We start from the raw sequence: 23,740 nt of genomic DNA, 5'->3' as shown, positions 1-23,740 counted from the left end.
GTCAGGCCTCCGTCAGTTCGTCGGCCGCGTCGTGGCCGCCCGTCATGGCGACGCCCAGGCTCTCGGGCGTGACCACCTTCGGGTCGAACTGGCCGACCAGCCGGCCGCGCAGGATGACGGTCAAGGTGTCGGACATGCCGATGAGTTCCTCCAGATCCGCGGAGATGAGCAGTACGGCCAGACCCGCGGCCCGGGCCCGGCGCAGGTGCTCCCAGATGGCGGCCTGGGCGCCGACGTCGACCCCACGGGTGGGATGGGAGGCGATGAGCAGAACGGGATCGCCGCTCATCTCGCGACCGACGATCAGCTTCTGCTGGTTGCCACCGGACAGCGCGGCGGCCAGGACGTCGATCCCGGGGGTACGGACGTCGAACTGCTCGATGACGCGTCGGGTGTCGGCCTTCGTCGCCGCCCGGTCGAACAGGATGCCCTTCTTCACCGGCGGCCGCGTCTGGAAGCCGAGTGCGCGGTTCTCCCAGAGCGAGGCCTCCAGGGTCAACCCCTGCCGGTGCCGGTCCTCGGGGATGAACCCGATGCCGGCCTCTCGCCGCTTCAGGGTGCTGTAGTGGTTGATCTCGGTGCCGTTGAGCCAGATCTTGCCGTCGGCGATCGGCACGATGCCCATGATCGCGTCGACCAGTTCGGCCTGGCCGTTGCCTTCGACTCCGGCAATCCCGAGCACCTCGCCGGAGTGGATGGTCAGATTGATATCGGTGAGCACGTCACGGCCTTCGGGGCCGGCGACCCGGACGCCGACCATCGACAGGGTCTCCCGATCGGTCACGGTGGATTCACGCAACTCGGGCACCGGCAACGCCGAACCGACCATCAGCTCGGCCAACTGCCGGTTGGTGACGGACTTCGGATCGGCTGTGCCGACCGTGGTCCCGCGGCGGATGACGGTGATCTCGTCAGCGATGGCCCTGACCTCGTCAAGCTTGTGCGAGATGAAGATGATGGTCAGGCCTTCGGCCTTCAGATCGTTCAGGTTCCCGAAGAGTTCCTCGACCTCCTGCGGCACGAGCACCGCGGTCGGTTCGTCGAGGATCAGGATCTTGGCCCCGCGATAGAGCACCTTGATGATCTCGACCCGCTGCCGCGCCCCGACCCCGAGCTCTTCGACGAGGGCATTCGGGTCGACGTGGAGGCCGTACCGCTGCCCGATGTGGGCGATGTCGGCCCGCGCCCTGGCCCCGTCCAACCGACCGCCGGACACCGGCTCCGACCCCAGGACGACGTTCTCCCACACGGTGAGGTTGTCAGCCAGCATGAAGTGCTGGTGCACCATGCCGATCCCGGCGGCGATGGCGTCGGCCGGTGAGTGGAACGACTTCACCTCGCCGTTCACCTCGATGGTGCCCTCGTCCGGCTGGTGGAGTCCGAACAGAGTCTTCATCAACGTCGACTTGCCGGCCCCGTTCTCCCCGACCAGAGCATGGACGCTCGCCCGACGGACACTGAGGTTGATGTCGGAGTTGGCCACGACACCGGGGTACCGCTTGGTGATACCCGTCAGACGGACGGCCAGGGGCGGCGCATCGGTCGCGGTGGGGGCTGTACTCACTCGTGCTCCTGCTCTGCGCGGGCTGGATTGACTTCTTTCGGACACGACCTGGCCCGAGGATAGATCAGCAGGTGAAGCAAATCAGGGTCCGGCGACGCCGCAAGAAACTGTCTGCGGCGCCGCCGAACCCTGTCAGGAGAAGGAGACCGCTAGCTGAGGGTCGTCGGGACCTTGATGGTGCCCGCGATGATCTTGGCCTGGTAGTCGTCGATCTTGGACTTGATGTCGTCGATGGCGCCACCGGAGTAGGAGATGCCGACACCGCCGTTCTTCAGGTCGTAGACCTGGACGCCGGTCAGCGGCTTGCCCGCAGCGACCGAGCTGATCATGTTGTAGACCGCGACGTCGACGTTCTTGACGGCCGAGGTCATGATCACCGACTTCACCGAAGCCAGTGTCGGCAGGTTGTACTGGTCGGAGTCGACGCCGATGGCGAGCTTGTTGGCCGCCTTGGCCGCCTTGAACACGCCGTTGCCGCTACCGCCGGCGGCGGAGTAGACGATGTCCGCGCCCCCGCCGTACATGCCCTTGGCGATGGTCTCGCCCTTGTCGGGGGCGTTGAAGCCGCTGTAGTCCGGCGGCTCGGTGATGTTCTTGTTGTCGACCTTGACGCTCGGGTTGGCGGCCTTGACGCCCGCGTCGAAACCGGCCTGGAAGGTGTTGATCAGCGGCGTGTTGACCCCGCCGATGAAGCCGACGTGGGAGGTCTTCGACTTGAGCGCGGCGGCCACGCCGACCAGGAAGGAGGACTGCTCGGCGGCGAAGGTCAGGGACGCGACGTTCTTCAGCGCGCCGCCCTTGCGGGTCGGGTCGGACAGGGACGAGTCGTCCACGATCGCGAAGTTGACCTTCGGGTTCGCGGCGGCGACCGTGCCCATGGGGCCGGCGTAGTCGAAACCGACGGCGATGATCGTGTTGGCGCCCTGGTCGACGAGCTGGCTCAGACGGTCGACCTTCTTCTGATCGGGCTCGCCGACCGAGGCCGCGAGTTCGGCGACCAGCTTGATGCCCTTGCCGGTGGCCGCAGCGACGCCACGGGCCGCCGAGTCGGTGAAGGACTGGTCGCCCTTGGGTCCGTCGTAGGCCATGCCGAGCTTGACGGTCGACGGATCGCCGGTCATGGCCGGAAAGGTGGCCGACCCGGAGGTCGCGGCGCCCGACGAGGTCGCCGCACCGGACGTCATGGCACCGGAGGTCATCGCGCCGGACGTCATGGCACCGGACGTCATGGCACCGGACGTCATGGCACCGGAGGTGGGAGCAGAGGAGCTCATGGCGCTCGATGCGGCCGAAGCAGCACTGCCGGCGCTCGATGTCGCGGAGGAGCTGCTCTTGGAACTACACGCAGACAGCACGAGGGCCGCCGCGGCGACCCCGGCGATCAGAGTCAGGTTACGAGCGCGAAGCACGTGTTCTCCTTTTCGTGTCCTGCCCGCCCCCGGACGGGGTCGGGCTTCATTTCGGGGGCGTCTACGCCGACGGGCCCAATACCGACGGGACGCTACCTGCGCGCGGTGCCGCGCCGCGACCCCGCGATCGGGTCCGTAACCGAATCGTGCTCCAAACGGGTGGGTGGCCGGAAATCTTGCGTCAGCACCGCGATGGGGACGGATCGTGTCCGTCAGGATCAGCCAGTTGGCCCTTCCCGACCGGGCATCGGACGGGTTGTTGTCAGCAGTCAAACCTCCTCGGGGCGCCGCCCGATGAACACGGTGTGTCAACAGGGTCACATCGCGCCCGGTCGCTGGCGTCGTGAAGCCGGGGTTAGCATCGGACCAGCCGCTGATCCAATTCCTGATGCATCCGACGCTGCCGTCGACGGCGAGGTCGACGCGGCGGAACTTTGGAGGTCGAAACCCACCATGTCCTCAACCACCGCCCTCCGGCCAGGAGGAAGTGGCATCCCGAAGCCGCGCAGGGGCACCGTCTACAAGGGCGCCGAGGGCATGTGGTCGTGGGTGGCCCACCGGATCACCGGCGTGCTGACCTTCTTCTTCCTGTTCGCCCACGTGTTGGACACCGCTCTGGTCCGGGTGTCGCCCGAGTCCTACAACAAGGTCATCGAGACCTACAAGAACCCCGTGGTCAACCTGCTCGAGGTCGGGCTGGTCGCCGCCGTGCTCTACCACGCCCTCAACGGCATCCGGATCATGCTGGTCGACTTCTGGGCCAAGGGACCTCGCCACCAGCGCACGATGCTGTGGATCGTCGTCGGTACCTGGATCGTCGTCATGGTGCCGACCGTCTACTTCATGCTCGAGTTCACCGTCCGCAAGATGTTCGGAGATGCGTCGTGACCGCCGCCTACGATCCGCCGGCCACCCGGGGCATCGAAGCCCCCCGCGCCCCGAAGAAGCGAGTGGCCGGGCGCCGCTCCAACTTCGAGATGTACTCCTGGCTGTTCATGCGCCTGTCCGGCATCGTGCTGGTCGTCCTGGTGCTCGGCCACCTGCTGATCATGAACGTCCTCGACGGCGGCGTGCACAAGATCAACTGGGGCTTCGTGGCCGGACGCTGGGCCTCCCCGTTCTGGCAGATCTGGGACCTCACCATGCTGTGGCTGGCCGAATTGCACGGCGCCAACGGCCTCCGCACCATCATCAACGACTACTCCCGCAAGGACGGCACCCGTTTCGTGCTGACCATCCTGCTGGCCGCGTCGGTCCTGCTGACGCTCGGGGTGGGCACCTTCGTCATCTTCACCTTCGACCCGACGCTGACAAGCAAATAAAAGGGCTGGAACACTATGCAGTTTCACCGTTATGACGTGGTCATCGTCGGCGCCGGTGGCGCCGGAATGCGGGCCGCCATCGAATCGACCCAACGGGCCCGCACCGCGGTCCTGACCAAGCTCTACCCGACCCGGTCGCACACCGGCGCGGCCCAGGGCGGCATGTGCGCCGCACTGGCCAACGTCGAGGACGACAACTGGGAGTGGCACACCTTCGACACCGTCAAGGGCGGCGACTACCTGGTCGACCAGGACGCGGCCGAGATCATGTGCAAGGAAGCCATCGACGCCGTCCTGGACCTGGAGAAGATGGGGCTGCCGTTCAACCGCACCCCCGAGGGCCGGATCGACCAGCGCCGGTTCGGCGGCCACACCCGCAACCACGGCGAGGCGGCCGTCCGCCGCGCCTGTTACGCCGCGGACCGCACCGGCCACATGATCCTGCAGACGCTGTACCAGAACTGCGTCAAGCAGGGCGTGGAGTTCTTCAACGAGTTCTACGTGCTGGACGTGATGCTGACCGACACGCCGGACGGCCAGGTCTGCACCGGGGCCGTGGCCTACGAGCTGGCCACCGGCGAGATCCACGTCTTCCACGCCAAGGCCGTCGTCTTCGCCACCGGCGGGGCCGGCAAGGTCTTCAAGACCACTTCCAACGCCCACACCCTCACCGGCGACGGCATGGGTGTCGTCCTGCGCAAGGGACTCCCGTTGGAGGACATGGAGTTCTACCAGTTCCATCCGACCGGGCTGGCCGGTCTGGGTATCCTGCTGACCGAGGGCGCCCGCGGTGAGGGCGCGATCCTGCGCAACGCCTCCGGCGAGCGGTTCATGGAGCGGTACGCCCCGACCATCAAGGACCTGGCCCCGCGCGACATCGTCGCCCGTTCGATGGTGATGGAGGTGCTGGAAGGCCGCGGCGCCGGTCCGCTCAAGGACTACGTCCTGCTGGACTGCACCCACCTGGGCGCCGAGGTATTGGAGACCAAGCTCCCGGACATCACCGAGTTCGCCCGCACCTACCTGGGCGTCGACCCGGTCACCGAACCGGTGCCGGTGTTCCCGACGGCGCACTACGCGATGGGCGGCATTCCGACCAACGTGCAGGGAGAGGTGTTGCGGGACAACACGCACGTCGTTCCCGGCCTGTACGCGGCCGGTGAGTGCGCCTGCGTCTCGGTGCACGGCTCGAACCGGCTGGGCACCAACTCCCTGCTCGACATCAATGTGTTCGGCAAGCGGGCCGGCCTGGCCGCCGCCGCGTACGCCAACTCCACCGAGTTCGTCCACGACGTCACCGAAGAGGGCCACTCACCGTCGCAGTACGTGGAGGACATGGTCTCCGGGCTGCTGGGCTCGACCGGTTTCGAGCGGGTCGCCGACATCCGGATCGCGTTGCAGGCCACCATGGATGCCAACGCCGCGGTCTACCGCACGGAGGACACGCTGAAGACGGCGCTGACCGACGTGCAGGCCCTCAAGGAACGGTACAAGCAGGTCTCGGTCCACGACAAGGGCAAGCGGTACAACACCGACCTGCTGGAGGCGGTCGAGTTGGGATTCCTGCTCGACCTGGCCGAGGTGATGGTGGTCGGCGCGCTGACCCGCACCGAGTCCCGCGGCGGCCACGCCCGGGAGGACTACCCGACCCGCGACGACACCAACTGGATGAAACACACCATGGCGTACCGGGTACCTCCGACGGATACCCAGGCGGTAGCCGGCACCGAGATCCGACTCGACTACAAGCCGGTGGTCCAGACCCGTTACCAGCCGATGGAGCGTAAGTACTGATGACAGTCACTGTTGGGGACACCGGCATCGCACCCTCGGCCGGACATCCGGCTCCGCTGCCGCCGGTGCCGGACGGCGCCATCATGGTCACCGTCCACATCCAGCGTTTCAACCCCGAGGTCGACGACGCCCCGCACAAGGAGTCGTACCGGATCCCGGCCCTGCCGACCGATCGCATCCTGAACCTGCTGCACTACATCAAGTGGTACATCGACGGTTCCCTGACCTTCCGGCGATCGTGTGCGCACGGCATCTGCGGGTCTGACGCCATGCGGATCAACGGCCGGAACCGGCTGGGCTGCAAGGTGTTGGTCAAGGACATCGTCACCGACAAGAAGACCGAGATCACCGTCGAACCGATCAAGGGCCTCCCGTTGGAGAAGGACCTGATCGTCGACATGGAACCCTTCTTCGAGGCGTTCCGCGCGGTGAAGCCGTACATGATCACGCACGGCAACGAGCCGAGCCGGGAGTGGATCCAGTCGCAGGCCGATCGTGACCGGTTCGACGACACCACCAAGTGCATCCTGTGCGCCTGCTGCACCACGTCGTGCCCGGTGTACTGGTCGGAGGACGCCTACGTCGGCCCCGCGGCCATCGTCAACGCCCACCGGTTCATCTTCGACTCCCGCGACCAGGCGTCGCAGGAGCGGTTGGAGATCCTGTCCGACGCCGAGGGCGTGTGGCGCTGCCGCACCACGTTCAACTGCACGGACGCCTGTCCGCGCGGTATCGAGGTCACCAAGGCCATCCAGGAAGTCAAGCGCGCCTTGATGTTCCGCCGCATCTGAGGCGGCTCGCCGGGCCGGCTGGTCCAGGCCGGAGGCCGGGCCGGCTGGTCCAGGCCGGAGGCCGGCTCGCCAGGCCGCTGGCCGGAGGCCGGCTCGCCAGGCCGCTGGCCGGAGGCCGGCTCGCCGCACCAGTTCGTCGCACGCACACCCGTTCCCGCCCAGGGAGCGGGTGTGTTTGCTGTTGACGGGTGTGGCTGCGGCGGGCGTCCGGACCCGGGCCGGCCAGGTCAGGTCAGGTCAGGTCAACTTCCGCCCCTGGCCAGCCATTCGCCGTAGAACAGCCCGGCCCCCAGTGCCGCCGAGATCGCGGCCAGCAACCAGAACCGGACCAGCACGGTGGTCTCGGTCCAGCCGATCACCTCGAAATGGTGGTGGAACGGGGCCATCTTGAACAGCCGCACCTTGCGCCGCTTGTACACCGCGACCTGCATCATCACCGAGACCGACTGGACCACCGCCAGGGCGGCGACGACCACCATCAGCAGTTCGGTGCTGGTCAGGATGGACAGCCCGGCGAACAGGCCACCGAGGGCCAGCGATCCGCAGTCACCCATGAAGATCCGCGCCGGATGGGCGTTCCACCAGAGGAATCCGATGCAGCCCCCCAGGGCCGCCGCGGCGACCACGGCGACGTCGAGCGGGTCCCTGACCTGGTAGCACCCCAGCGCCGCCGCGGCGTTGCAGGTGTTCCGGAACTGGAAGAAGCAGATGAACACGTAGGTGCCGAGCACCATCACCGAGAATCCGGCGGCCAGCCCGTCGAGCCCGTCCGACAGGTTCACTCCGTTCGACCAGGCCACGCTGATCAGCACGGCGAAGAGCACGAAACCGACCAGTCCGAACGACAGCCAGGTCAGGCCGCGGGTGTACGACAGGTGGGTCGAGGCCGGCGTGATGCCGTCGGCGTTCCGGAACATCAGGGCCAGTACACCGAAGACCAGGGACACCCCGATCTGGCCGATCAGCTTGCCGCGCTTGGTCAGTCCCAGGCTGCGTTCCCGACGGAGCTTGATGAAGTCGTCCAGGAACCCGACCAGACCGAGCCCCGTGGTGAGGTACAGCAGGAGCCAACCGGACGCGGTCGGGCCGCCCTGGCCGGTCGAACGCTGCACGATGACGGTCACGCCGTATCCGGCCCACATCGCGATGATGATCGCGATACCGCCCATGGTGGGCGTGCCCCGCTTCTTGAGGTGGGTCTGCGGGCCGTCGTTGCGGATCTCCTGACCGAACCCGTGCCGGGAGAAGAATTTGATCAGGTAGGGCGTCACCAGCAGCGACACCGCCAGAGAGACCGTCGCCGCGATCAAGATGGACTTCATGCCGCCCTCGCCCCCGTCCGTCACCAACCCGGCCAGGATCATCCCACGGCCGTTCCGGCTCGGACGCTCTCGGCCGAGTGGGTCGGCCGGGCCTTCGCGGCCCAACGCCGGGCGGTGGTCGTCCCGGGGTGTCGGCCAGGCCTTCGCGGCCCAACGCCGGGCGGTGGTCGCCCCGGGGTCGGGATCAGCTCAGCCGCACCGACCCCTGCGGAGTGGCCAGTACCGCCTGCAGTCCGACCATTCCGAGATCGACCGGCAGTCGGAGTTGCAGCGCCTCCAGCGTGCCGCGCACGCCGTCCGGGTCCGGATGGGTGGCCTCGAAGCCTTGGAGCGACAGGGTCGGAAGAGCCGGATCCGAGGACGGATGGGCCGACCGGCCCCAGTCGATCAGGAACGGCGTCACGCCGCCGAACGGCAACGGCATCGCGCTGGCCAGCCGCCACTGCAGCAGTCGGCCGTCGGGCGTCCGGCGGCTCATCGGGAGCGCCGGCCCGAGGTCGGCCCCGGCCGCCGCGGAGACCGCTGCCGCCGAATCCACGTCGTCGGCCCGGACGGCCCAGGTCAGAAGGCGCGACGCGGTCAAGGCCTCGATCCCGAACGGCAGTCCGGCCCCGGCCGTCGCCGGATGCTCGATGTCGGGACCGATGATCTCCAGGTACCGGCCCGGACCCAACCCGACGAGGTAGTTGCGGGTACCCCGGCCGACATGGCGGCCGCCCTCGGCCGGGCGAACGCCGGTTGCCCCGACGAACTCGGCCACCGTCGCATCCAGCTCGGGGGTCGCGTAGACCAGGTGATCCAGCCGCGGCTCGACCGCCGAGGGGTTCGGAGTCGAGGTCAGCGCGGTGATCGTCATACCGTCATTGTGGTCGGCGCAGCGGGTCAGCCCTCGACCGGCCCGGTCCAGCGCCAGTCACCCTCGGCTCCCAGGAATTCCACCCGCTGGATGTCTTCGTCGATCTCGTCACCGTCGCGGGCCAAGGCCAGCGCGGTCGCGTGATCGGCCAGTTCCCGTTCGTCGACCACGTCGCCCATCGGGTTGAGGAAGCGGTAGCGGGTCATGCCCAAGAACCTAGCCCAGCCCGGGGTTTCCGGCTCGGTCGCGCTCTGGTGACGGCGGATGCGTCAGCGCCGCCGGCGCGACCAGCCGATGCCCAGGATGGCCCCGACCCCGACGAACCCGATCAGCTTCGGTTTCGAGATCACCTCGTGCACCACCACCGCCGGCTCGAGGACCTCCGGCTCGTCCTTGTCGTCGAACGCCCGGTGCGGCCCGCCCTCGGAGGTGGAGATCCAGGCGGCGACGAACAACACCAGGGTGGCCACCAGGTTGAAGAAGGCCAGCAGGCCGATGATCGGGCCGAACACCTTGCCGGTCGCGCCTCCGGACAGTGCTCCCGGCAGGATCGTGGTCAACGCGAACTTGAGCACCTCGAACCCGGCGGCGGCGATGATCGACCCGCGGATCAGGGCCTTGCGGGGCGCCTTCATGTGTTTCGGTGGGAGAACGGAGTACACCCAGAGGAAGATCAGCACGTCGGCGGCGATGGCCAGCACCCAGGCGGCCACGGTGATCACCGGAGTGAACCAGGCCTGGCCGTCGAGCCCGACCAGCCGGGCCACGGTGTGGGTCAACGAGCCGCCGATCGACGACAGAGCGAGCGAGACGACGAGGGCCAGTCCCAGCCCGGCCAGCATCCAGAGGTTGCGGAAGAGGGTCTTGGCGAATCCTTCGGCCGCGATCTCCTGGTTGTCGTCGAAGTCCGGTCTCCATTGCGCCTGCACGGCCTGCCGGACGTTGCCCATCCATCCGATGCCGGAGTACAGGGCCAGCACCAGCCCGATGATTCCGACGGTGAACCGCGCGCCGACCGCCTGATCGAGCGCACCCGAGATGGTGCTCGACAGGTCACCGGGGATCTGCTTGGTCACCTCCGCCTGCAGCTTGGCCAGCAGATCGGGCCGCGAGCTGAGCACGAACCCGGCCGCCGAGAACGCCACCATCAGGATCGGGACCAGGGACAGGAAGGAGAAGTAGGTGATGGCTGCGGCGAACTGGCTCCCCAGACGCTCACCGAACCGGGCGGCGGCCCGGGTGAGGTGACGGACGCCCTTGCGTGACTTGATCCGCACGACCAGTTGCCTGACGCGGACCGCCATGCCCGCAGCGGGCTCGCTCTCCTTCTTCAGGTCGACTCCCCGCAGGTCCGTGCGTGTCGTCACGTGTACTCCCCCGTCGGTGTGCTCGTCTGAGGTTCGGCCCGGCTCCCGGACCTGTTCGCTCCCGGTCCCAGTTCCCACTTCCGGCCCGGCCGCTACCTCAAACGGTCAGAAAACCCACCTTCTGGTAGACGTCGGCGACCGTCTTGGACGCCACCGCCGTCGCGCGGGCCGCGCCCGCTGACAGGATCCGGTCCAGCTCGGCCGGGTCGGCCAGGTAGCCGGCCACCGCGGCTTGGAGCGGCGTCACGAACTCGGCCCACACCTGGGCCAGATCACCCTTGAGGTCGCCGTACCCCTTGCCCTGGTACGAAACCTCCAGGTCCGGGATGGAGGTACCGGTGAAGACGGACAACAACGACAGGAGGTTCGAGACCCCCGGCTTGTTCTCCTCGTCGTAGCGGATCTCCCGCTCGGTGTCGGTGACGGCCGACTTGATCTTCTTCACCGACGCCTTGACGTCGGCCAGCAGGTCGAGGGATCCGCCGGGCGACGACTTGCTCATCTTGGCCCTCGGCTCGGACAGGTCGTAGATCTTGGCCGTCGCCTTGAGGATGTACGGCTCGGGCACCCGCAGCGTCTTCCCGAAGCGAGAGTTGAAGCGCTGAGCCAGGTTTCGGGTCAGTTCCAGGTGCTGCCGCTGGTCCTCCCCGACCGGGACGGCATCGGCTTGGTAGGCCAGGATGTCGGCCGCCTGCAGGATCGGGTACGTGAACAGACCGACGCTGGTGTGGTCGGCGCCGCCCTTGCCCGACTTGTCCTTGAACTGCGTCATGCGGCCGGCCTCGCCGAACCCGGTCAGGCACTCCATCACCCAGGACAGCTGGGTGTGGGCCGGCACCTGCGACTGGACGAACAGCGTCGACCGCTCCGGGTCGATGCCAAGGGCCAGCAGTTGCGCCGCGGCCACCCTGGTCCGCTGCCGCAGCAACTTGGGCTCGTGCTCGACCGTGATGGCGTGCAGATCGACGATGGAGTAGAAGGTCTCGTGGGTGGCCTGCAGATCCACCCACTGACGGAGCGCTCCGAGGTAGTTGCCGACGTGGAACGAGTCGGCGGTGGGCTGGATTCCGGAGAGCACCCGGGGGCGGCGGCTGGCGCCGGCGGCGGACGGTGAAGAAGGAGCCATGTCGCGATCCTTTCATTTCCCGCGACCGCTCCTTCACGCGCGCACCTCACCCCGTGGGGTCGGCCACCGGTGGCGCGGCGCCGGGGGCGGTCGTGCCGTCGTTCGGGCTGTCGGCCTGGCGGTGGGCCGACACGGTCGAACCCACCTTGATGCGTGCGATCCGGCGCTCGTCCATCGACGTCACGGTCAGGGTCCGGGAATCGACGACCACGGCGTCTCCTTCCACCGGCAGGCGGCCCAACCGGGCCATCAGATAGCCGGCGACGGTGTTGTACGGACCGGGCGGCAGGTCCAGCCCGGTCGCCTCGCGGAAGTCGTCGAGGTTGAGCAGACCGTCCACCTCACCGGCCTTGGCCGTGGTCACCGGTGCTCGGTCGCCCCGCTTCTCCGACACCATCTCCCCGACGATCTCCTCGACCAGGTCCTCGAGGGTGACAATGCCGTCGGTGCCGCCGTACTCGTCGACCACCACGGCCAGATGCTGGCCGGCGCTGCGCATCTCGTGCAGCGCATCCAGCACCCCCTTGGTCCCGGGGACCACGGCGACCGGCATCGCGATGTCGGCCACCGTGGCCGAGCGCCCCAAGGTGTGGGTGGGCACCAGCAGGTCTCGGATGTGCACCACGCCGATCACCTCGTCGGCGTCCCGGCCGATCACCGGGAACCGGGAGTGCGGATGAGCCAGGGCGAGGCGGGTCGCCCGAGAGACGGTGAGCGACGCCGACAGGAAGTCGACCTCGGGGCGGGGCACCATCACCTCCCGGACGTGGGTGTCCTCGGCCTCGAAGACGTCGGCGATCATCCGGCGTTCCACCGACGTCAGTGACTCGTGGGCCGCCACCAGCGACTGCAGCTCCTCGGCGGTGATCTCGTCGCCGGAGGCCTTGGGGTCGCCGCCGAGCAGACGCACCATCAGGTCGGTCGAGCGGCCGAGTAGCCACACCGCGGGCCGGAAGAGGCGGGCCAGCACGGACAGCGGCGCGGAGGCGAACAGTGCGATCGACTCACGTCGTTGCAGGGCAAGGCGCTTGGGGGTCAGCTCGCCGAGCACCAGGGAGAAGAACGAGATGATCAGGGTGACGCCGATCAGGGCGACCGGGGTGGCCGCGCCGGAGCCCATCCCCTGCCCGATCAACCAGTTGGCCACGCGCTCGGACACCGTGGCCGCACCGAAGGCCGACGAGAGCATGGTGGCCACGGTGACGCCGATCTGGACCGCGGCCAGGAACCGGTTCGGGTCGGCCACCAGGCGTTCCAGCCGGCGACCGCGCGCGCCGTGGTTGGCCGCCAATTGGCGGACCTGGCTTTCCCGGAGCGAGATCATCGAGATCTCGGCGGCGTTGAAACAGCCCCCGATCAGAATGAAAAGGGCAACCAGGCCGATCTCTTCCAGCAGTACGCCCATCAGGCGACCCGGGCCGAGAGCGGGAGCCGGGGCAAGCCGGGTAACGGGGGTTCCACGCCTGGTGATCTTACGGCCCGGACCGCGCCGGGCCGACGGTCCGAGTTGGCCTGACGTACCGTTTGGCCCAGCAGAAGTGAGCCGCCGGCTCACCGGTCGCCGATGGGGGCCGTTCACGGGGAGACGGGGCCGAAGCGATGACCACACGACGAAGGATCTGGACCGCTCTGGCCGCCGGCATGGCCGTGGTCCTGACGGTGACTGCGTGTCAGGTCGATGGCAGTGCCTCACCCGATCCGGCCGCGGTCGTCGCGCTGCAGTCCGGTTCTGCAACGTCCTCGGCCGCGTCCTCGCCCGGTCCGGCCGAATCGTCGGGCCCGGCCCCGTCCAGCTCGGCCGGGCCGGCGAGCACCGCGACCCAACCACCGACCACGATCGAGGACCGCTCGACCAGCGTCGGCCCCAGCAGCGACGTCCCGACGACTTCGACGTCCGCATCCGGCCCGACCCTGGTGTTCGCCGACGACGGCTACGCGGCGAGCGTCGTCGTCGTCACCACGTGGGCCCGTGCGTTGGTGGCCAAGGGCTTTCGGGTCGGGATCCGTACCATCGACCAGGAGGCGACGCAGGTCGCGGCGCTGAAGGCCGGGCAGATCGATCTGGCCCTGCAGTACAACACCGAACTGCTCGAGTACCTCGACGCTGCCAGCGACGCCGTCACCCAGGCCGACGTCGATGCCGCGATCGCGACGAAGCTGCCGACCGGGCTCTCGGTACTCAGGTCGACCGCGGCCAAGGACGACGGTCAGCTTGCCGTCAGCGCGGCGACCGCCGCCCAGTACAAGCTGCACTCGATCTCGGACCTGGCCGACCACGTCGGCGACATCACCCTGCTCCTCCCGGCTACCAACGGAACCAAGTTCGCCCGCGGCCTGACTGACTACTACGGGCTGACCTTCGCCTCCACGAAGGTCGCCGACTGGGGTGGACCGAAGACCATCGCCGCCATCAAGTCATCGGCGGCGGTCGGTCCGATGGCGGCCAGCCAATGGCAGATCGACGCGAACAAGTTCGTGACCCTCACCGACCCCAAGCATCTGTTCTTCACCGAGAACTTCATCCCGCTGGTCGGCCAGACGATCACCCCGGCCATGCGGATCACGCTGAACGCAGTGTCGGCGAAGCTGAGCATCGCCGCCGTCCGCGGGATGCGTCAGCAGCTCAGCGCCGGCGGCGAACCGTCCGACATCGCCGACGCGTGGCTGGCCTCCGTCGGTCTCGGCTGAGGTCGGGCCGCCCGGACGTCACAGGTCGTAGTCGACGACGACGGCGCTGTGGTCGCTGATCCGCTCCTGATAGCTGGCGGCCCGCTCGACCCGACCCGACATCGCCTTGGCGGCCAGCTCTTTGGACGCGAGGTGGTGGTCGATCCGCCAGCCGGAGTCGTTGTCGAACGCCTTGCCGCGCCACGACCACCAGGTGTACGGACCGGCCTGGTCCGGGTGCAGGTGCCGGAGCACGTCGACCAGACCGCCGGTCGAGATCAGCTCGCCGATCCAATGCCTCTCATGGGGCAGGAATCCCACCGACCGCAGGTTCGTCTTCCACGACTTGATGTCGGCCTCGGCGTGCGCGATGTTGTAGTCGCCGCAGACGAGGAACTCCCGCCCGGCCTTGTTGGCCCGGCCGATCGACGTCGCGGTGTAGGCCGAGAATTCGCGCATGAAGCGGTGCTTGCTCTCCATTTTCTCGCCCGCAACGTCACCCTTGGGCAGGTAGAGCGAGCCGACCGTGAGTCCGTCGACATCGACCTCGATGTACCGGCCCTGCGGATCGAACTCGGGTGACCCGAAGCCGATCCGGACCGCCGTTGGCTCGGTTCGGGTCAGGACGGCGACACCGTCCCGTCCGGCCCGATCCCCCTGGTGGTAGGCCAGGTGATAGCCGGCGAGGGCGTCCATCGGGATGGCGTCCAGGCTCGCGCGCACCTCCTGCAGGCAGAGGACGTCGATCCCGCTGTCGGCCAGCCAGGGCCCGAACCCGCGGCGCACCGCGGCCCGGATGCCGTTGACGTTGAATGCGGCCACTCGCAACACGATGTGCTGACTCCCTCGATCCGCCCTCGACCGCTGTTCAGCCGCGGCGCTCGATCATCGCGTCCGCCCCCGACGTGGATCAACTTCGCAGGCAGGGCCGAACGTGTTCAATTCCGTCCCACGGGCCCCAAATCGGCGAAGTTGATCCACGCATGCCGCTTGACCTGCGGCAGGGACCCGACACGTAGTGTGGGGCACACCACAGGTCGATGACGCCCTCCGGAGGTCCCTCAATGAGTTTCAGCAGCCCGTTCCCCGACGTCGACATCCCGGACGTCCTGCTGTTCGACTACCTCTTCGCCGACATCGACGACGTGGCCGACGATCCGGCCCTGATCGACGGATCGACCGGGACGGTCACCACGTACCGCCAACTGGTCGGGCAGATCCTGGCCCTGGCCGGCGGACTGCACGCCAGAGGCCTGGGCGTCGGCGAGGTCTCGGCCATCCTGTGCCCGAACATCCCGGCGTTCGTGACCGTGTTCCACGGCATCATGCGGTCCGGTGGGACGGCGACCACCGTCAACTCCCTCTACACGGCCCACGAGATCTCCGAGCAGCTGCTCGACTCCCGCGCCACCCATCTGTTCACCCTGTCGATGTTCCTGCCCCAGGCCGACGAGGCCGCGACCGCGGTCGGGATGCCACGGGAGAACGTCATCCTGATCGACGGCAGCGAGCAGGTCCATCCTGATCGCACCAACCTCCGTTCACTGCTGGTCACCGGCGCCGCCCCGCCGGAGTTGCACCTGGACCCGGCCACCCACCTGGCCGTGCTCCCCTACTCCTCCGGCACCACGGGGCGGGCCAAGGGCGTCATGCTGACCCACCGAAATCTGGTCGCCAACATCGCGCAGGGCGGCCCGGTGATCGGGGTGACCCGGGCCGACCGGATCCTCGCCGTTCTCCCCTTCTTCCACATCTACGGGATGAACGTGCTGATGAACGGAGGTCTGTACCGACGGGCGCCGATCATCACGATGCCGAAGTTCGACCTGGTCGAGTTCCTCCGGATCATCGCCGAGCTGCGCGCCACCTACCTCTACATCGCGCCCCCGATCGCCGTGGCCCTGGCCAAGCATCCGATCGTCGACTCCTACGACACGTCGTCCATCCGCATGATCTTCTCCGGCGCCGCCCCGTTGGACGCCGAGCTCGGGCACGCCGTGGCCCGACGGCTGGGGTGCACCGTCCGGCAGGGTTACGGCATGAGCGAGATGAGTCCGGTGAGCCACACCATCCCCGAGGACCGTGACGACATTCCCTTGGGCACAGTCGGTGTCACCCTGCCGAACATGGTGTGCAAAATCGTCGACCCGGCCACCGGGGAGGAGATCGAGCAGCCGTCGACGGGCGTCAGCGCGCCCGGCGAACTGTGGTGCAAAGGCCCCAACGTGATGGTCGGATACCTGGCCGACCCCGAGGCCACGGCCGCCACGCTGGACGCCGACGGATACCTGCACACCGGCGACGTCGCCACCGTCACCAGCGAGGGTTACGTCAGCATCGTCGACCGGGTCAAGGAACTCATCAAGTACAAGGGGTACCAGGTGCCGCCGGCCGAACTCGAGGCCGTCCTGCTCAGCCACCCCAAGATCGCCGATGCAGCCGTCATCGGAATGCTGGACGAGGAGCACGAGGAGATACCGAAGGCATTTGTCGTACGGCAGCCCGGTGCCGAGCTGACGGCGGAGGACGTGATGGCCTACGTGGCCGAGCGCGTCGCCCCCCACAAGAAGGTCCGTCAGGTGGAGTTCATCGACGCCATCCCGAAGTCGTCATCGGGGAAGATCCTGCGGCGGCAACTGCGGGTGCCAGCGGACACCTGACGTCGCACCGGCTGTCGCGGACCGCACACCTGGCCGGCATCCGCACCACCCGGCCGGCAGGGATCAACTTCGCCGGTCTGGTACGGAAGTGACGGAAGTCGTCATTTTCGTCCAGGCCTGCGAAGTTGATCCACGCCGAACTCGGGATCAGGCGGCGGTGAGGCGGGCCTTGAGGTTGTCATCCAGGGCGGCCAGGAAGTCCTCGGTGGTCAGCCACGGCTGGTCGGGGCCGATCAGGCTGGCCAGGTCCTTGGTCATCTTGCCGCTCTCGACGGTCTTGATGATGACGTCCTCGAGAGCCTCGGCGAAGGCGGTGACCTCCGGGGTGCCGTCCAGCTTGCCGCGATGCTTGAGGCCACCGGTCCACGCGTAGATCGACGCGATCGGGTTGGTCGAGGTCGGCTTGCCGGCCTGGTGCTGCCGGTAGTGGCGGGTGACGGTGCCGTGGGCGGCCTCGGCCTCGACGACGTCGCCGTCCGGGGTGAACAGCACCGATGTCATCAGGCCGAGCGAGCCGAAACCCTGGGCCACGGTGTCGGACTGCACATCACCGTCGTAGTTCTTGCAGGCCCAGACGTAGCCGCCCTCCCACTTGAGGGAGGCGGCGACCATGTCGTCGATCAGGCGGTGCTCGTAGGTGATGCCGGCCGCGGCGAACCGGTCGGCGAACTCGCTGTCGAACACTTCCTGGAAGATGTCCTTGAACCGGCCGTCGTACACCTTCAGGATGGTGTTCTTGGTCGACAGGTAGACCGGGTAGTTGCGGGCCAGACCGTAGTTCAGCGAGGCCCGGGCGAAGTCGCGGATCGAGTCGTCCAGGTTGTACATGGACAGCGAGATGCCGGCACTGGGGGCCTGGAAGACCTCGCGCTCGATGACCTCGCCACCGTCGTTCGGGGTGAAGACGACCTTCAGGGTGCCGGCGCTGGGGAACTTGAAGTCGGTCGCCCGGTACTGGTCGCCGTACGCGTGACGGCCGACGATGATCGGCTTCGTCCAGCCCGGTACCAGCCGCGGGATGTTGGAGATGATGATCGGCTCGCGGAAGATCACGCCGCCCAGGATGTTGCGGATGGTGCCGTTCGGCGAGCGCCACATCTGCTTGAGCCCGAACTCCTCGACCCGCGCCTCGTCCGGGGTGATGGTCGCGCACTTGACGCCGACGCCGTGCTTCTTGATCGCGTTGGCGGCGTCCACCGTCACCTGATCGTCGGTCGCGTCGCGGTTCTCGATGGAGAGGTCGTAGTACTCCAGGTCGACATCGAGGTACGGCAGGATGAGCTTGTCCTTGATGAACTGCCAGATGATTCGCGTCATCTCGTCGCCGTCGAGTTCGACGACCTTGCCGGTGACCTTGATCTTCGCCATTGAAATAAACGCCTCTCCCTGTGTGAACACGGGGCTTTCCGCCCAGTTGGACTGCTCGTCGTGGCGCGCGCATTCAGCACGGCACACCGCGGCTATACAGTACGAGCGTACTGGTAGCCCGAGGTGCGCCTGACCGCCGCCCACACCGGCCTCAGACGCTACCGTCCGCCTCCGGTGGGCGATTCGGGAGGGCGGATGCACCGCCCGGGTCCCGAATCGGTGCCCGCCAGCCCATCGGCCTCACCGATGGTAGGAATGGACGGTCATGACCGTGGAGGGAGGGCAGATGACGGGACCGATCAAGATCGAAGCGGACCGGATGGACGCCTGGGTGGGGTTCTTGCATGCGCATGCACGGATCATCAAGGCGCTGGCCGATGAACTGGACAAGGCCGGCCAGGTGTCGTTCGGGACCTATGACGTCCTCGCGCAGCTGTCCGAGGCCGGCGGGTCACTCCGACACCGCGACCTGCTGGAACGCCTGGTCATCTCGCAACCCGGCCTGTCCCGGAAGGTGGAGCGGATGGAATCGGCCGGCCTGGTCGAACGCAAGCCCGACCCGGCCGACGGCCGAGGCGTCATCGTCCGGCTGACGCGGGCGGGACGGGCGGCGCTGCGCGCGGCGGCCAAGGTGCACATGGCCGGGATCGACCGAGAGTTCGGCGGGCGACTCAGCGACGACGAGGCCGCGGTGCTGGCCACGGCTTTCCGGCGGCTGGCCACGCCACCGGGCGATTGAGTCCCCCACCTGTGGTCCACCCCCGCCAGCAAGCCGCATCAACGCCCTGACCAGCGATTCCAGGACGAACACCATGCACCGGCATGGATTCGGCGCTATCATTCTTCCATCCGGAACTTTGGAGGTCACCGTGCCCGCATCAACCGTCGCGGATCTTCTGACGCTGCCCAGGATCGCCACCCCCGATCCGACAACCACCAGGAGCCGCACCGTCCGGTCGGTCACGACCGCACCGAGAGGGATTGAGGGAGAGGGCTTTCCGGTTCGCCGGGCCTTCGCCGGGGTCTCCGTGGCTGAACTCGATCCTTTCCTGCACATGGATCAGATGGGCGAGGTCGAGTACGCCCCGGGGGAACCCAAGGGCACGCCCTGGCACCCCCATCGCGGATTCGAGACCGTCACCTACATGATCGACGGCCAGATGCAGCATTCCGACTCCAACGGCGGTGGCGGCCTCATCGGTGGCGGCGACACCCAGTGGATGACGGCCGGGTCCGGGATTCTGCACATCGAGACCCCGCCCGAGTCGCTGGTTGCCTCGGGCGGCCTGTTCCACGGCTTCCAGCTCTGGGTCAACCTCCCGGCGCACAACAAGTTCGCCGCCCCGCGCTACCAGGACATCGCCTCCAGCCACGTCGCCCTGCTGAGCAGCGCCGACGGGGGCGCCCTGATCCGCCTCATCGCCGGCGAGATCGGCGGCCATCGGGGCCCAGGCTCCACCCACACACCCATCACCCTGATCCACGCGACCCTGCACCCAGGAGCAACGCTGACCCTGCCCTGGCGGCCGGACTACAACGCCCTCGTCTACGCCCTCGGCGGCCACGGGACCGTCGGTACCGACCACCGTCCCCTGCGTGACGGGCAGCTCGCCGTACTGGGCGACGGTGACAGCCTGAGCGTCGCGGCGGGCGGGCATCAGGATGCCCGGCACGCCGACGGCGTCGACGTGCTGATCCTGGGCGGGCAACCCATCCGGGAACCGGTCGCGATGTACGGGCCGTTCGTGATGAACACAAGGGAGGAGCTGGTCCAGGCGTTCGAGGACTACCAGGCGGGCCGGCTCGGCGTCATCCCGGCCGGACGACTGCCGCACGTCGGGTCGTGATCGCGGAGGCGAGGTCAACCTTTCCGCCAGCTATCTGAAAGATATCTCTTGAAACAGATATTTCGAGAGAGTACTTTCAGGTCATGCCGCAGCGCTCGACCCCCCAGGCCCCGGACCCGACCGACCCTCCGACCACACCGGCGGACGACCGCCCGTCGGTCCACCTGCGGGATGCGCGGTCCCTTCGGGCGTTCGCCCATCCCCTGCGCGTTGCGCTGATCAGTGCCCTCCGGGTGCACGGCCCCCTGACGGCCACCCAGGCCGCGGCCATCGTCGACGACTCGCCGTCGAACTGTTCGTTCCACCTTCGCACCCTGGCCTCCTTCGGTCTCATCGAAGAGATCCCGGGATCGGATGGCCGGCAGCGCCTCTGGCGCGTCGTCCGCGGCGGGGTGTCCTTCGACCCCGATCCCACCGCTGAGTCCAGAACGGCCGCCCGGTTGGCGGCTCAGGTCTTCCACCGTCACACCCTGAGCGGCCTCTACGACTGGATGGACCAGCAGCCCGACGCATCGCCCGAGTGGCAGGAGGCCTGGTTCGACTCCAACTGGACCGTCTCGGTCACCGCAGCGGAGCTTTCCGAGATCTCGGAGCGAATCGCCGCCATCATTCGCCCCTTCGTCCGCCGACGGCGATCCCGTCCGGACGAGCCCGGTGAGTCGCCGGTCAGCCTGACCGCGTTCGCGTACCCGCACCGGACCCCGAGCCAGAGCCCGGCCGACCCGCCCGAGCCGGTCTGAACCCCGTCCACCACCGCCCACCGATCGGAGCCACCATGTCCCAGCCCATCGACCCCTGGTCCCACCTGCGTCACCGGACCGAGGAGACCGATCGCCTGTTGCGGAACCGCCGCCGGCGGAACGATCCTCGGGTCACCGTCCGGACCCGGAGCCCCGGTCAGGGCCGGTGACGCCGGTTCTCCACGGACACCGTCTGCTTCGGGGTCGATATCCCCGATCGCCCCCCTCGTCTGGGCGATGATCGACAGGGCGGCGCCGACCAGGGCCGGTGAACGATCAGCGGAAGGGCCGATGGCGGCGATGTTGTACGACCTGACCTACGCCGCCCAGTTCGAGGTGCTCAGGGTCTGGATCTCGGGACTCGACGCCGACGAACTGAGCGCCCCCAGCGTGCTGGCCGGCTGGACCGTGGCCGATTTGATCGGACATCTCGCGGGCACCGGGAGCTCGATCGCCGCCCTCGAGCCGGCCCCCGAGGGCACCGACCCGATCAGCATCGCCACCTACGTGTCGAACTACGCACCGGCGGCGGACGAGATCGCGGCCGTGGCCCGCGACACCACCGTCGGCGCCGGCCCCGAGCTCCTGGACCTGTTCGGTCGTACCAACGAGGCGGCCATGTCCAACCTGACCGCCCTGGGCGGGAGCGATCGTGTCGTGCTGGCCCGGCGGGGCCCGATCCTGCTGTCGGATTTCCTCGACACCCGGCTCATCGAGTTGGTCGTGCACGCCGGCGATCTCGCCCGGTCGCTGCCCGACCGCAAACCGCCGAAGGTGCTGTCCGGAGCGGCGTGGCGGGTCGTCGCGGTGATGCGAGAACTACTGACCGAACGCGCCGCCGACCCGGTCGCCGCTCTGGCCGCCGCCTCGACCCTCCCGGTGGTCGAGTTCATCGAGCTCGCCACCGGGCGGCGTCCGCTCCCCGACGGGCTTCCGGTGGCCCTTGGCACCGCGCTCCCGCTGTTCTGACCTTTGGTGAACGGCCTCTTCTGAACGACCTGCGCTGAACGACTTGCACCACGTGCCCGTGCGGCCGGTCGGTGAGGGCGGCGCTCTCCGCAGGGCGGCCGAGGTTCCCGCGAGCCGGCCCGGGCGGGCCGGACGTCAGGGCCGGTTGATGGTGGTGGCCACGAGGAACAACAGGGCGAGAGCTCCGAGGAACAAGACGTCGAAGGTGCGGCCCCGGACCCGGAGCGGACCGATTGCCCGTTCGGGGACACACAGCCGCAGCAGGGCGCCCACCCCCGCGGCGGCGCCCAGCACCGCCGCCGCTCGCAGCCAATGCCCGGTGGCGTCGATGACCAGACCGATCGCCACGATCAGGACCACCACCGTGATCGGGACGAGCCGCCGCAGGCGGGCCGTCACCGACGCCCACAGAGATCGGCCGGGAAGATCACTCGCCGCCGACCGCGCGTTCGGCCGCCGCGACCACGTTGGCCAGCAGCATGGCCCTGGTCATCGGGCCGACACCGCCCGGGTTCGGGGCGACGAAACCGGCGACCGCCGCCACGTCGGCGGCCACGTCGCCGGCGATCCGGCCGTCGACCCGGCTCACCCCGACGTCGAGGACAGCCGCGCCCGGCTTCACCATGTCCGCGGTGATCAGGTTCGGGGCACCGGCGGCGGCGATCACGATGTCCGCCTGGCGGACGTATCTGGCCAGGTCGCGCGTTCCGGTGTGGCAGAGAGTGACGGTCGCGTTCTCACTGCGGCGGGTCAGGAGCAGGCCCAGCGGGCGCCCGACGGTCAGGCCCCGGCCGACCACGACCGCGTGCGCGCCGGCGATCGGCACGTCGAACCGGCGGAGCAGTTCGATGGCGCCCATCGGCGTACACGGCAGCGGCCCGGGCTGGCCGAGCACGAGCGACCCGAGATTGAACGGATGCAGCCCGTCGACGTCCTTGGACGGGTCGACCCGGGACAGGATGGCGAACTCGTCCAACCCGGTGGGTTGCTGCACCAGGAAGGCCGTGCAGGCCGGGTCCGCGTTCAGTTCGTCGACCACGGCCAGCACGTCGGCCAGCGAACTCGACGCCGGCAGTTCACGGGCGATGCTGTTGATCCCGATCTCCGCACAGTCCTTGTGCTTGGCGTTCACGTACCAGCGGCTGGCCGGGTCGTCGCCCACGAGCACCGTCCCCAACCCGGGCACCACACCTCGCGCGGCGAGCGCCTCGATGCGCAGTCGAAGTTCCGACTTCACGGCCTTCAGGGTGGCTTTGCCGTCCAGGATCGTCGCGGTCACGGGCCTCATCCTGCCATGGGGACCTGGGCCGTCCGTCAACTCTCTCCGCGCGCGAGGGTGAGTCCGTGGGCCGCCGCGAACAGCACGGCTTGGTCGAGGTCGATGACGGCGCCTTCGAGCCGGGCGGTCACCCAGACGCCGGCGTCGATGACGGCACCGCGGAGGTCGGCCCCCCGCAGGTCGGCTCGGGTGGCCCTGGTCCCGGCCAGGTCGGCCCGGCGCAGGTCGCAGCCGTGCAGGTCGGCCTCGGTCAGGTTCATCTCGCGCATGCGCAGCCCGGACAGGTCCACCCCGGCCAGCTTCTCCCCGGCGAACGAGGCGAGCGTCAGGTCGCAGTCGACGAAGCGGATACCGGTCAGTCGGCACGAGGTGAAGGTGGTGCCGAGCAGCCGGCAACCGTTCAGCGAGGTGTCCGCCCACGAGGTCCGCTCGAACGTGCATCCGAGGAACGAACCGGCCCGGTGGGTCGAGGAGTACATCTCGGCGCCGACGAACCGACAGCGGGTGAAGGTGACCCGTCTCGTCGAGGTGCGGGCCAGCGAGCCGTGTGAGAAGTCGCAGTCGATGAATTCGATGCCCTCGATCTCGGTGTCCGAGAGGTCGACCTCCGTGAAGTCCTCACCGTCGTAGACGGTTTCGGTCAGCGTCAGGGCCATACC

The 23,740-nt window shown here is 68.3% G+C and carries 23 protein-coding genes; 10 read left to right on the top strand and 13 right to left on the bottom strand.

The features are described 5' to 3' along the window. Position 1: 1 nt before the first annotated feature. The gene (locus tag BLS97_RS13160) at positions 2 to 1,564 is read right to left on the bottom strand and encodes an ABC transporter ATP-binding protein (protein ID WP_172832273.1); all 1,563 of its coding nucleotides are present in this window, start codon (positions 1,562 to 1,564) and stop codon (positions 2 to 4) included. A gap of 149 nt (positions 1,565 to 1,713) precedes the next feature. Further along, positions 1,714 to 2,973 (bottom strand): BMP family lipoprotein, encoded by a 1,260-nt coding sequence (locus BLS97_RS13155; protein WP_197676165.1) that lies wholly within the window; start codon positions 2,971 to 2,973, stop codon positions 1,714 to 1,716. 453 nt (positions 2,974 to 3,426) lie between these two features. On the opposite strand from BLS97_RS13155, the gene sdhC reads away from it, so the two are divergent. From sdhC to BLS97_RS13135, 4 genes are read left to right on the top strand one after another with little or no spacing between them, the layout of a single operon-like run. After that, positions 3,427 to 3,861, top strand: coding sequence for a succinate dehydrogenase, cytochrome b556 subunit (gene sdhC, locus BLS97_RS13150; protein WP_090476542.1), 435 nt, complete (start codon positions 3,427 to 3,429; stop codon positions 3,859 to 3,861). Continuing rightward, on the top strand, positions 3,858 to 4,295 hold the full coding sequence (locus BLS97_RS13145) for a succinate dehydrogenase hydrophobic membrane anchor subunit (RefSeq protein ID WP_197676164.1): 438 nt from the start codon (positions 3,858 to 3,860) through the stop codon (positions 4,293 to 4,295). Before sdhC ends, BLS97_RS13145 begins: the two co-directional genes overlap by 4 nt. Positions 4,296 to 4,310: 15 nt before the next feature. After that, the gene (gene sdhA / locus BLS97_RS13140) at positions 4,311 to 6,089 is read left to right on the top strand and encodes a succinate dehydrogenase flavoprotein subunit (RefSeq protein WP_090476540.1); all 1,779 of its coding nucleotides are present in this window, start codon (positions 4,311 to 4,313) and stop codon (positions 6,087 to 6,089) included. Beyond that, positions 6,089 to 6,880, top strand: a complete 792-nt coding sequence (locus tag BLS97_RS13135; RefSeq protein ID WP_090476538.1) for a succinate dehydrogenase iron-sulfur subunit — start codon at positions 6,089 to 6,091, stop codon at positions 6,878 to 6,880. The genes sdhA and BLS97_RS13135 overlap by 1 nt, the downstream gene beginning before the upstream one ends. A gap of 242 nt (positions 6,881 to 7,122) precedes the next feature. Here the strand turns inward: BLS97_RS13135 and mraY are convergent, their stop codons facing one another. The 6 genes from mraY to BLS97_RS13105 all read right to left on the bottom strand — a co-directional run bounded on the left by mraY (position 7,123) and on the right by BLS97_RS13105 (position 12,956). Next, on the bottom strand, positions 7,123 to 8,202 hold the full coding sequence (gene mraY, locus BLS97_RS13130) for a phospho-N-acetylmuramoyl-pentapeptide-transferase (RefSeq protein ID WP_090482142.1): 1,080 nt from the start codon (positions 8,200 to 8,202) through the stop codon (positions 7,123 to 7,125). Between the two features lie 184 nt (positions 8,203 to 8,386). Beyond that, the gene (locus BLS97_RS13125; RefSeq protein ID WP_090476536.1) at positions 8,387 to 9,058 is read right to left on the bottom strand and encodes a VOC family protein; all 672 of its coding nucleotides are present in this window, start codon (positions 9,056 to 9,058) and stop codon (positions 8,387 to 8,389) included. Between the two features lie 26 nt (positions 9,059 to 9,084). After that, entirely contained in the window at positions 9,085 to 9,264 is a 180-nt protein-coding gene (locus tag BLS97_RS13120; protein WP_090476534.1) for a hypothetical protein, read from the bottom strand. Positions 9,265 to 9,327: 63 nt separating this feature from the next. Then, the gene (gene yhjD / locus BLS97_RS13115) at positions 9,328 to 10,425 is read right to left on the bottom strand and encodes an inner membrane protein YhjD (RefSeq protein ID WP_090476531.1); all 1,098 of its coding nucleotides are present in this window, start codon (positions 10,423 to 10,425) and stop codon (positions 9,328 to 9,330) included. 97 nt (positions 10,426 to 10,522) lie between these two features. Next, a complete protein-coding gene (gene trpS, locus BLS97_RS13110; RefSeq protein ID WP_090476529.1) occupies positions 10,523 to 11,551 on the bottom strand; it encodes a tryptophan--tRNA ligase in 1,029 nt (342 codons plus the stop codon). A gap of 46 nt (positions 11,552 to 11,597) precedes the next feature. Beyond that, a complete protein-coding gene (locus BLS97_RS13105; protein WP_090476527.1) occupies positions 11,598 to 12,956 on the bottom strand; it encodes a hemolysin family protein in 1,359 nt (452 codons plus the stop codon). 194 nt (positions 12,957 to 13,150) lie between these two features. Here BLS97_RS13105 and BLS97_RS13100 point away from each other — a divergent pair, with 194 nt between their 5' ends. Further along, positions 13,151 to 14,239, top strand: a complete 1,089-nt coding sequence (locus BLS97_RS13100; protein WP_090476525.1) for a glycine betaine ABC transporter substrate-binding protein — start codon at positions 13,151 to 13,153, stop codon at positions 14,237 to 14,239. A gap of 18 nt (positions 14,240 to 14,257) precedes the next feature. Here the strand turns inward: BLS97_RS13100 and BLS97_RS13095 are convergent, their stop codons facing one another. Further along, on the bottom strand, positions 14,258 to 15,049 hold the full coding sequence (locus BLS97_RS13095) for an exodeoxyribonuclease III (RefSeq protein ID WP_090476523.1): 792 nt from the start codon (positions 15,047 to 15,049) through the stop codon (positions 14,258 to 14,260). A gap of 233 nt (positions 15,050 to 15,282) precedes the next feature. Here BLS97_RS13095 and BLS97_RS13090 point away from each other — a divergent pair, with 233 nt between their 5' ends. After that, on the top strand, positions 15,283 to 16,878 hold the full coding sequence (locus BLS97_RS13090) for an AMP-binding protein (protein WP_090476521.1): 1,596 nt from the start codon (positions 15,283 to 15,285) through the stop codon (positions 16,876 to 16,878). Positions 16,879 to 17,025: 147 nt separating this feature from the next. On the opposite strand, the gene BLS97_RS13085 is transcribed toward BLS97_RS13090, so the two are convergent. Then, positions 17,026 to 18,246, bottom strand: coding sequence for an NADP-dependent isocitrate dehydrogenase (locus BLS97_RS13085; protein ID WP_090476519.1), 1,221 nt, complete (start codon positions 18,244 to 18,246; stop codon positions 17,026 to 17,028). A 286-nt stretch (positions 18,247 to 18,532) separates the two neighbouring features. Between BLS97_RS13085 and BLS97_RS13080 the strand changes: the two genes are divergently transcribed. From BLS97_RS13080 to BLS97_RS13065, 4 genes are all read left to right on the top strand, one after another. Continuing rightward, positions 18,533 to 18,985, top strand: coding sequence for a MarR family winged helix-turn-helix transcriptional regulator (locus BLS97_RS13080; protein WP_157695394.1), 453 nt, complete (start codon positions 18,533 to 18,535; stop codon positions 18,983 to 18,985). A 130-nt stretch (positions 18,986 to 19,115) separates the two neighbouring features. Beyond that, positions 19,116 to 20,093: a pirin family protein gene (locus BLS97_RS13075; RefSeq protein ID WP_090482139.1), complete on the top strand. Its 978-nt coding sequence runs from the start codon at positions 19,116 to 19,118 to the stop codon at positions 20,091 to 20,093. An 83-nt stretch (positions 20,094 to 20,176) separates the two neighbouring features. Beyond that, entirely contained in the window at positions 20,177 to 20,833 is a 657-nt protein-coding gene (locus BLS97_RS13070) for an ArsR/SmtB family transcription factor (protein ID WP_090476515.1), read from the top strand. A 291-nt stretch (positions 20,834 to 21,124) separates the two neighbouring features. Next, positions 21,125 to 21,802 (top strand): maleylpyruvate isomerase N-terminal domain-containing protein, encoded by a 678-nt coding sequence (locus BLS97_RS13065; protein WP_157695393.1) that lies wholly within the window; start codon positions 21,125 to 21,127, stop codon positions 21,800 to 21,802. Between the two features lie 135 nt (positions 21,803 to 21,937). Here the strand turns inward: BLS97_RS13065 and BLS97_RS13060 are convergent, their stop codons facing one another. Genes BLS97_RS13060 through BLS97_RS13050 form a run of 3 tightly spaced genes read right to left on the bottom strand, consistent with a single transcriptional unit; the run spans position 21,938 to position 23,737 of the window. Next, positions 21,938 to 22,201, bottom strand: a complete 264-nt coding sequence (locus tag BLS97_RS13060) for a DUF3017 domain-containing protein (RefSeq protein WP_157695392.1) — start codon at positions 22,199 to 22,201, stop codon at positions 21,938 to 21,940. 28 nt (positions 22,202 to 22,229) lie between these two features. Then, positions 22,230 to 23,081 (bottom strand): bifunctional methylenetetrahydrofolate dehydrogenase/methenyltetrahydrofolate cyclohydrolase, encoded by an 852-nt coding sequence (locus BLS97_RS13055; RefSeq protein ID WP_090476510.1) that lies wholly within the window; start codon positions 23,079 to 23,081, stop codon positions 22,230 to 22,232. Positions 23,082 to 23,116: 35 nt separating this feature from the next. Beyond that, a complete protein-coding gene (locus tag BLS97_RS13050; protein ID WP_172832272.1) occupies positions 23,117 to 23,737 on the bottom strand; it encodes a pentapeptide repeat-containing protein in 621 nt (206 codons plus the stop codon). Between the last annotated feature and the right edge of the window lie 3 nt (positions 23,738 to 23,740).

It is taken from the genome of Nakamurella panacisegetis, from assembly GCF_900104535.1.
GTDB classification, from domain to species: Bacteria; Actinomycetota; Actinomycetes; order Mycobacteriales; family Nakamurellaceae; genus Nakamurella; species Nakamurella panacisegetis.
Note: the sequence above shows the minus strand (reverse complement) of the source record. Positions and strands in the feature narration are given on the sequence as shown.